Genomic DNA, 8,417 nt, shown 5'->3' with positions numbered 1-8,417 from the left:
CTCTCGGACTTCGTCCAGCACAGCGTCGGTGACGCGGCTGATCAGGTCCTGCGAAACCTGTAAGCCGTAGACATCTTCAAGGTGGGCGCGGATGTCTCGGACCGTCAAACCAGCGGCATAAAGACTGATGATCTTGCCATCCATCCCGTCGATCCGGGTCTGGCCTTTCTTGACAAGCTCGGGCTCAAAACTGCCATCCCGGTCACGAGGCACCGCGATAGGCAACTCGCCGTCTTGGCCCTTCAGGCGCTTGGCTGACGTGCCGTTGCGCCGGTTGGGCTGGCTCGGCGGCGCGTCTTGGCCATCCTCGTAGCCCAGATGGGCCGTCAGTTCCGCGCCTAACATGCGCTCCATCAGCTTGATCTTCAGCTCTTTCATTAGCCCGGCCAATCGTCGGGAAAATGATCCCCGGGATCATCTTCTGACCCTCCTCATACCAAGCAGATCTTCAGGCCGCTCGCAGCCCTTCAGAAGCTCGTCCAGCAGTTCCTTGGAAATCGTCATCGTCCTTGCTCCTCTCAGGAAGCATGGACCAAAGCGCTGTTACACAGAAGATCGGACACTCTCGCCCTAGAGCGCCTTTCACACGTTTCCGAATCATTTAACCCACTGCGCCCCAAAGGCCCTGCTAGGCACTCCTGAGCGCATAATGACCAAGCATCTGAAAGTGTGTGTTGGGACGGTGGTGCATCTGGCGTAAGGACTGAACTGTAGAGCATCAGGTCACCTTGGCGCTGAACGATGTCATCCGCGCCAATTGTTCAGCATCCTGTGTGAAGGTTACGACTATCGAATCAAGTTGGGATTGCAAGGCTTCTTGCTCGGAGACCAGAGCGGCACCTTCGCGGGCCTTCATGCGGACCGAAAAGAATGTTTCGCCAAGCACCTCGGCCACGGCTTTGGGCCACCTGCGCCTAAACCGCTTACGACCTCAAGACAGGTCATCCATGTACTTCAATTTCATCACGAGCATCATGGAAAGTGTCCCCGTTGCGTCCCAGAAAGTGTCCTGAGAGGGGCGATAGATATCTGATATGCTTGAAAAACATTAGTTTAATCGGTCAAGATTGGTGCGGTCGAGAAGACTCGAACTTCCACTCCGGTTAAAGAACAGCGACCTCAACGCTGCGCGTCTACCAATTCCGCCACGACCGCACTGTCTTGACTTGCAGCGTGATAGCGAAACTGCAAGCGGACCTCAAGCTGAATTTTCGCCCTGACCCGATAAATCGAAAAGCTTTGCCGGAAACGAAAATGCCGGGGACAGTTGCCCCGGCAATAATGGCTGATTAATGTTTTTTAATCAGGGGCTTGCAGATGTGGCACCCGGCACGGCAAAGGCCGGAAGGGTTGCGGCGGGGACAGGCTCGGTCGTACCGGGCACGCTCCGCCCCGCTGCGGTATAGGCCGCCGCCCGGATCAAGGGTGCGCGATCGGCCATCCCCGGCGCAAAGACTTGGCTGGTGCCATCGCTGCCTGCCAGATAGCTCTGATCGAACCAAGGCAAAGACAAATCCATCCGCTGGGCCGCACCGATGCCCGACGCGAGGTGATGACCGACCAGCTCGGCATAGGCCGCCTCCCCCACCGTGGTCAGGATCAGTGCCGATCCGATAGCGACATCCATGTTATCAGTCACATAGCCGACCCCGAGGCAAATTTTGGCCGTACCCGCCAATTGCGCCGGCGCCATCCCCGAGCCGAGGACAAAGCCCGACACGCCCTGCATCACCTCTTCGCGCGATTTCAGCGAAAGGGCTGCGACATGTTCTTGCATCACCGGGCCAAAGCCTTCGCATTGCTTGGAAATCTGCTGCGGGGTAAAGCCTGAGATGCTGGATACCAACTCCTCGCCCTGGGCGATGGCATAGGTGCGTGCCAGGCAGAATTGTTCCGAGAGGGCAAAGGCCGGATCTTGCAGTGTTGCTTGGGTCACGAATCCGCCGTTGGAATTGGTGACCAAGGAGACCTTGTTGCAATGGCTGGCCAGTGAAACCTGCGTGGTACCCTGCGCCATGAAGGATGGCAAAGCAGATTGCGCCGCGACTTCGGTCCCGAATTGTGGCACCGCAGCGGCGACAGGGGCCGTCCCTGCGGCGGCAAAGCCAAGCTGTGTTGCGGGTTGCGGGGCAGCAGGGGCCGGCACGGCGGTCATCTGCCCGCCTGACGCAGCACCAATACCCAGCCGTTCATCACGATAGATATGCAGCAAGCCCATTGTCCCGCGGGGATCGCTAGCGATCTGTTGGGCTGTCACCGGCCCGCCTGCTTGCGCCCTGTAATAAGATTGCACCAGCAAATCACGTTCCCAGTCATTCAGCCTGCCACTGGTGCCAAAACCCATATGTGCCTGATACTGTGAAATCGCCCCTCGTGACCTTGGCCCCAAGGCGCCATCGGGCGTACCAGCCGGAAAGCCGAAGTAATTAAGCGCAACCTGAACCTCTCGGTTGGCCGCGCGCTGGCTGGAGGAAATCGAGGATCGCTTGTAATTCGTCGTGCGCCGGGTGGTGGTCCGGCGGTTCTTGTTGGCCTCATTGACGATGACCCCGCCAATGATGCCGCCGACGATACCGCCAACCAAACCATCACCGGCATGAACCTCTAGCGGGGCGACAACCATGGCAGTGGCAACGAATGCTGTTGAAATTCTTTTGAATACCATTTGAAAACTCCATCCCCAAAGATTATCTCGAGTCACTATTGTTTGATAATACCACGCGGTGCCGATGTTCCTAAGCGCTTTTGTTGCCATCGGGATGAATGCGGGGTTGCAGCGATGAAAGCAAAGGAAAATCTTGTGGACAGCATGCCACTTCATCTGGGTGAAAAGCCGCTGAACGAGCAGATCGAATGGCGCGTGATCGACGGGCTGGCCCCCTATGTTGAGACCGTGGCCGCGATGGAGGACCGCGTCGCAGCAATCGCCAATGGCACGGCGGGTGAGGCAATCTGGCTGCTTGAACACCCCCCGCTTTACACTGCGGGCACCAGCGCACAGGCCGCAGATCTGGTCGAGACGGACCGCTTTCCCGTCCATGCCAGCGGGCGCGGCGGGCAGTACACCTATCACGGGCCGGGGCAGCGTGTGGTCTATGTCATGCTGGATTTGAACAAACGCGGGCGCGATGTTCGTAAATTTGTCTCGGCGCTGGAAAACTGGGTCATTGGCACGCTGGACAGCTTCAACGTCAAAGGTGAACGGCGCGAGGGGCGCGTCGGCGTCTGGGTGGCGCGCAACCACCTTGGCCTAGACGGACAACCAGCCGAAGACAAGATCGCTGCGGTCGGGGTCAAGCTGCGCAAGTGGATCAGCTTTCACGGACTCTCGATCAACGTAGAGCCGGATCTTTCGCATTTCAGCGGCATTGTCCCCTGCGGGATTTCGGAACACGGCGTCACCAGCCTTGTCGATCTGGGCCTGCCCGTCACCCTGACCGACGTCGATATCGCCCTGCGCGAGAATTTTGCAAAAGCTTTTGCCTCTACCCACTAGCTTTCGGAAATCTGGTCAAAGCGCGACAGCTTGCCCTCTGGCAAGATAACACTACATAGATTAAGGTAGTAGCACTGACGTTGCCTCACCAAACCACACGCAACGCTGCGTTCTAAAATATGACAAGGATGTACATATGAAACTTAGCCTAATCGCCACAGCCGCACTGTTCGCCCTGTCTGCCCCGGCTTTTGCCGCAGACGCAGATAAAGGTGAAAAAGAGTTCAAGAAATGCAAGGCTTGCCACGAAATCGTCGCGGATGACGGTACTGCCATTGTCAAAGGCGGCAAAACAGGCCCTAACCTTTATGGTATCATCGGTCGTCAGGCCGGTAGCGTCGAAGACTTCAAATATGGTGATTCGCTTGTTGCTGCCGGTGAAGGCGGTCTGATCTGGGACGAGGAAAATCTGGCCACCTACAGCGCCGATCCAAAAGAGTTCCTGAAGGAAGTCACCGGCGACGACGGCGCGAAATCTAAAATGACCTACAAGCTGAAGAAGGGTGGCGACGACGTCGCGGCCTATCTGGCGTCCGTGGGCCCTGCGGTAAACTAACACAGGTAAAAATGACTTTGCTTGGGTTTTTCTTGATCTAAATCAAAGTCAGCAATTGCCGCCGCCGCTCGGGCGTCCTAAAACAAGGACACAAGTGGCGGCGGGAATCTGTTTTCCCGCACGCTGGAAATAGCAACGCAAGCGGGAGGCAGGCATGGCCGACGCAGCCATTCATGGTCACGAACATGACGAACGCGGGTTCTTTACCCGCTGGTTCATGTCGACCAATCACAAAGATATCGGAATACTTTATCTGTTTACCGGCGGCCTTGTTGGCCTGATTTCGGTGATCTTTACCGTGTATATGCGGATGGAACTGATGCACCCCGGCGTGCAATACATGTGCCTTGAAGGCGCACGTTTCACCGCCGCAGCCGCGGGCGAGGTGTGTACACCGAACGGACATATCTGGAACGTAATGATCACGGCTCACGGCATCTTGATGATGTTCTTCGTGGTTATTCCGGCCCTGTTCGGCGGTTTCGGCAACTATTTCATGCCGTTGCAGATCGGCGCGCCGGATATGGCGTTCCCTCGGATGAACAACCTGTCCTATTGGATGTATGTTGCCGGTGTTTCACTGGCGGTATGCTCCTTGCTGGTGCCCGGTGGCGATGGTCAGAACGGTGCGGGCGTGGGCTGGGTGCTGTACCCACCGCTTTCGACCCAGAACAAGGACGTCTACTCGATGGATCTCGCGATTTTCGCGGTCCACCTGTCGGGGGCTTCGTCCATTTTGGGGGCGATCAATATGATCACCACCTTCCTGAACATGCGTACACCGGGCATGACCCTACACAAGGTGCCCCTGTTCGCTTGGTCGATTTTTGTCACCTCTTGGCTGATTCTGTTGTCCTTGCCTGTTCTGGCCGGTGCGATCACCATGCTGCTGACCGACCGTAACTTCGGGACAACCTTCTTTGACCCCGCTGGCGGCGGTGATCCGATCCTCTATCAGCACATCCTGTGGTTCTTTGGCCACCCAGAGGTGTACATAATCATCCTGCCGGGCTTCGGGATCATTTCGCAGGTTATCGCGACCTTCTCTCGCAAACCGATCTTTGGCTACCTGCCGATGGTTTATGCGATGGTGGCGATTGGTGTTCTGGGCTTTGTCGTCTGGGCGCACCACATGTACACCGTTGGCCTGTCGCTGACCCAGCAATCCTACTTCATGCTGGCCACCATGGTGATCGCGGTGCCAACCGGCATCAAGATCTTCTCGTGGATCGCGACAATGTGGGGCGGCTCAATCGAGATGAAAGCGCCTATGCTTTGGGCCTTCGGCTTCTTGTTCCTCTTCACCGTTGGCGGGGTTACAGGCATCGTGCTGTCGCAGGCCGGTATCGACCGCGCCTATCACGACACCTATTACGTTGTGGCACACTTCCACTATGTGATGAGCCTTGGTGCCGTCTTTGCAATCTTTGCCGGGATCTACTTCTGGATGGGCAAGATGTCGGGGCGTCAATATCCTGAATGGGCGGCCAAGCTGCACTTCTGGATGATGTTCATCGGCGCGAACCTGACCTTCTTCCCACAGCACTTCCTGGGTCGTCAGGGCATGCCACGCCGCTACATCGACTACCCTGAGGCCTTTGCCCAGTGGAACTACTGGTCGAGCATGGGCGCCTTCTTGTCCTTCGCATCCTTCCTGCTGTTCATCGGCATCGTGTTCTACACGCTTCGCTACGGCAAGCGCGTGACCGAGAACAACTACTGGAACGAATATGCGGATACGCTGGAATGGACCCTGACCTGCCCACCGCCCGAGCATACGTTCGAGCAGCTCGCGAAACAGTCTGATTGGGATAAGGGTCACAGCCACTAATTCCTTCACCAACAATGAAACGGCCCCGAATTGTTTCGGGGCCGTTTTTCATTGGCATGTTGCGTTTGTAGGGCTTGAGTTTCTGCTTTTCAGATCGCCCGGCCCGCTCTATCTTTCGCCCATGCCCTATGAATGGTCAACAACACCAAAACAGCTTACCCTTTGGCCCTATCGCTCTTTGCCGCGGCGGGGGTTTGTGGTGTTTATCGCGGGAACGGCGGTGCTGATTTCACTGCCCCTTCTCACTGTTCTCGGCTCTCCGGTATTATGGGGATTGCTGCCGTTCTTCATCGCGGCGGTGGCGGGAATGTATTGGGCACTGGCGCGCAGCTACCGCGACGGTGAGATATTGGAGACCCTGACCTTTGAAGGGAACCGCCTGCTTCTGGCCCGCCACGGCCCGCGCGGCAAACATCAAACCTGGGAGGCAAACCCCCATTGGGTTCGCGTTGAGACCCACACCAAAGGCGCCCCTGTGCCGGACTATATCACGCTTTCAGGTGGCCCCAGAAAGGTTGAGTTGGGCACGTTCCTATCCCAGCAAGAGCGTATCGCCCTCGTCCATGAGTTGCGTCAGGCGTTGCGCGATCACAACGCCCGAGCCGTTATCCCGCAGCCCTAGCCCAGCATATCCTTGACCCGCGGCCCGACCGCACCAAAATCCATCTGGCCGGTGTATTTTCCCTTCAGCACGCCCATCACCTTGCCCATGTCGCGGATGGAGCTGGCGCCCGCCTCGGCAATGGCGGCCGAAATCGCGGCATCGACCTCTGTCGCATCAAGCTGGCGCGGCAGGAATTCCTCGACGACCGTGATTTCCTCAAGCTCTTTTTCCGCAAGCTCCAGCCGCCCGCCTTCTTCATAGGCGCGCGCACTTTCCTGACGTTGCTTCACCATTCTGGAAAGGATCGCGGTAATCTCGGTATCAGACACCACCCCTTCACCGCCCTCACCCCGCGCGGCAATCTCGCGGTCCTTGATTGCAGCATTGATCAGACGCAACGTTGACAGGCGCTCGGCCTCTCTGGCGCGCATCGCTTCTTTCAGGGCCACTTGCAGCCGGTCACGCAAACTCATTGTTCAGATCATCCTCAAAGGTTTCACAAAGCCGACATCATAGCCCGAAGGCAAAGCCGGGGCAACCAATGGCAAATCACATAACATACTGATTATAATACATATTCCATTTTGCCTATCGGCTTGACCCCAGCCCGTCAGGCCCGTAGTCTCCCCCAAATCCGGCCAGAGAGAGTCGTACCATGACCCAATCCACAGTTTTGACCAAAAAACCAACTGCTTGCCTTGCGCTGGCCAATGGCACCCTGTTTTACGGGCACGGCTTTGGCGCAACCGGCCAGACCGTCGCCGAACTGGTATTCAACACCGCGATGACCGGTTATCAAGAGGTGATGACCGACCCTTCTTACGCAAGTCAGGTTGTCACCTTTACCTTCCCCCATGTCGGCAATACCGGCATCACCGCCGAGGATGATGAAACATCCGATCCTGTCGCTGCCGGTATGGTTGTGAAATGGGATCCGACCACGCCGTCGAACTGGCGCTCAACCGCCGGATTAGCCGAATGGATGACCTCCAAGGGGCGCATCGGTATCGGCGGGCTGGATACGCGCCGCCTGACCCGTGCGATCCGCCAACAGGGGGCGCCGCATGTGGCCTTGGCCCATGATCCGGACGGGAATTTTGATACCGAGGCGCTGATCGCCGCCGCGCGCGACTGGCGCGGATTGGAAGGGCTGGACCTTGCCAAAGAGGTGACCTGTGCCCAAAGCTATCGCTGGGATGAGCTGCGGTGGGCCTGGCCTGATGGGTATTCCAAGCGCACTGGCGACGGGCTGCGCGTGGTCGCCATTGATTTCGGTGCGAAACGCAACATCTTGCGGTGTCTTGCCTCGGCGGGCTGCGATGTCACCGTGCTGCCAGCAACCGCCACGGCCGAGGATGTATTGGCGCTGAAGCCGGAAGGCGTGTTCCTCTCCAACGGTCCGGGCGATCCGGCGGCGACAGCGCTCTATGCGGCGGATATGATCAAGGGCGTGCTTGGGGCGGATATCCCGCTGTTCGGGATCTGCCTTGGCCATCAGATCCTTGCCCTGGCCCTTGGTGCCAAGACGCTGAAGATGGGCCACGGCCACCACGGTGCCAATCATCCGGTCAAGGATCTCGACACCAGCAAGGTTGAAATTACATCGATGAACCACGGGTTTACAGTCGATGCTCAGAGCCTGCCAGAGGGTGTGCGCGAAACCCATGTCAGCCTGTTTGACGGAACCAATTGCGGCATCAAGGTCGAGGGAAAGCCAGTATTTTCCGTACAGTACCACCCAGAGGCAAGCCCCGGCCCACAAGACAGCTACTACTTGTTCGAGCGATTCGCCGAAGCGATGAAGGCTCGTCGCGCCGCTTAATCTGCAAAATGCTGCCAAACTAGATCTTGTGGCCATGATTCTTATGGCCACAGGGGCTTGATTTTGTGATGTGGACAATTTAAGATTATTTTGTGGATAACTCTGTGG

8 protein-coding genes, 1 tRNA gene and 1 pseudogene are annotated in these 8,417 nt (G+C 57.4%); 5 read left to right on the top strand and 5 right to left on the bottom strand.

All coding sequences use genetic code 11. The features are described 5' to 3' along the window. The 4 genes and pseudogenes from AKU94_RS11300 to AKU94_RS11290 all read right to left on the bottom strand — a co-directional run. Positions 1-504: pseudogene (locus AKU94_RS11300) on the bottom strand (transposase); the annotation flags it as partial. Positions 505-718: 214 nt separating this feature from the next. After that, positions 719-895, bottom strand: coding sequence for a hypothetical protein (locus AKU94_RS19740; RefSeq protein WP_157056521.1), 177 nt, complete (start codon positions 893-895; stop codon positions 719-721). A 173-nt stretch (positions 896-1,068) separates the two neighbouring features. After that, positions 1,069-1,155 (bottom strand) — tRNA-Leu (locus AKU94_RS11295). Between the two features lie 148 nt (positions 1,156-1,303). Next, a complete protein-coding gene (locus AKU94_RS11290; protein WP_198144896.1) occupies positions 1,304-2,665 on the bottom strand; it encodes a peptidoglycan-binding domain-containing protein in 1,362 nt (453 codons plus the stop codon). A 144-nt stretch (positions 2,666-2,809) separates the two neighbouring features. Between AKU94_RS11290 and lipB the strand changes: the two genes are divergently transcribed. The 4 genes from lipB (at position 2,810) to AKU94_RS11270 (ending at position 6,505) form a co-directional block, all read left to right on the top strand. Further along, entirely contained in the window at positions 2,810-3,496 is a 687-nt protein-coding gene (lipB, locus tag AKU94_RS11285) for a lipoyl(octanoyl) transferase LipB (RefSeq protein ID WP_050527383.1), read from the top strand. Positions 3,497-3,632: 136 nt separating this feature from the next. Continuing rightward, a complete protein-coding gene (locus AKU94_RS11280) occupies positions 3,633-4,052 on the top strand; it encodes a c-type cytochrome (RefSeq protein ID WP_050527368.1) in 420 nt (139 codons plus the stop codon). Between the two features lie 154 nt (positions 4,053-4,206). Then, complete coding sequence (gene ctaD / locus AKU94_RS11275) at positions 4,207-5,883, top strand: cytochrome c oxidase subunit I (protein ID WP_050527367.1); 1,677 nt, start codon at positions 4,207-4,209, stop codon at positions 5,881-5,883. 121 nt (positions 5,884-6,004) lie between these two features. Next, on the top strand, positions 6,005-6,505 hold the full coding sequence (locus AKU94_RS11270; protein WP_050527366.1) for a DUF2244 domain-containing protein: 501 nt from the start codon (positions 6,005-6,007) through the stop codon (positions 6,503-6,505). Here AKU94_RS11270 and AKU94_RS11265 read toward each other — a convergent pair. Next, entirely contained in the window at positions 6,502-6,960 is a 459-nt protein-coding gene (locus tag AKU94_RS11265; RefSeq protein ID WP_050527365.1) for a GatB/YqeY domain-containing protein, read from the bottom strand. The genes AKU94_RS11270 and AKU94_RS11265 overlap by 4 nt on opposite strands. A 182-nt stretch (positions 6,961-7,142) precedes the next feature. Between AKU94_RS11265 and carA the strand changes: the two genes are divergently transcribed. After that, a complete protein-coding gene (gene carA, locus AKU94_RS11260) occupies positions 7,143-8,309 on the top strand; it encodes a glutamine-hydrolyzing carbamoyl-phosphate synthase small subunit (RefSeq protein WP_050527364.1) in 1,167 nt (388 codons plus the stop codon). The last annotated feature ends 108 nt before the right edge of the window (positions 8,310-8,417 follow it).

Origin of the sequence: Pseudorhodobacter aquimaris, from assembly GCF_001202025.1 — a bacterium.
GTDB classification, from domain to species: Bacteria; Pseudomonadota; Alphaproteobacteria; order Rhodobacterales; family Rhodobacteraceae; genus Pseudorhodobacter; species Pseudorhodobacter aquimaris.
This window is presented reverse-complemented; position numbering and strand designations above follow the sequence as displayed.

What these genes read in the sequence shown, in the direction of transcription:
- AKU94_RS11290 (WP_198144896.1), bottom strand. Translation starts at nt 2,665, where the DNA reads ATGGTATTCAAAAGAATTTCAACAGCATTCGTTGCCACTGCCATGGTT.
- lipB (WP_050527383.1), top strand. Translation starts at nt 2,810, where the DNA reads ATGCCACTTCATCTGGGTGAAAAGCCGCTGAACGAGCAGATCGAATGG.
- AKU94_RS11280 (WP_050527368.1), top strand. Translation starts at nt 3,633, where the DNA reads ATGAAACTTAGCCTAATCGCCACAGCCGCACTGTTCGCCCTGTCTGCC.
- ctaD (WP_050527367.1), top strand. Translation starts at nt 4,207, where the DNA reads ATGGCCGACGCAGCCATTCATGGTCACGAACATGACGAACGCGGGTTC.
- AKU94_RS11270 (WP_050527366.1), top strand. Translation starts at nt 6,005, where the DNA reads ATGCCCTATGAATGGTCAACAACACCAAAACAGCTTACCCTTTGGCCC.
- AKU94_RS11265 (WP_050527365.1), bottom strand. Translation starts at nt 6,960, where the DNA reads ATGAGTTTGCGTGACCGGCTGCAAGTGGCCCTGAAAGAAGCGATGCGC.
- carA (WP_050527364.1), top strand. Translation starts at nt 7,143, where the DNA reads ATGACCCAATCCACAGTTTTGACCAAAAAACCAACTGCTTGCCTTGCG.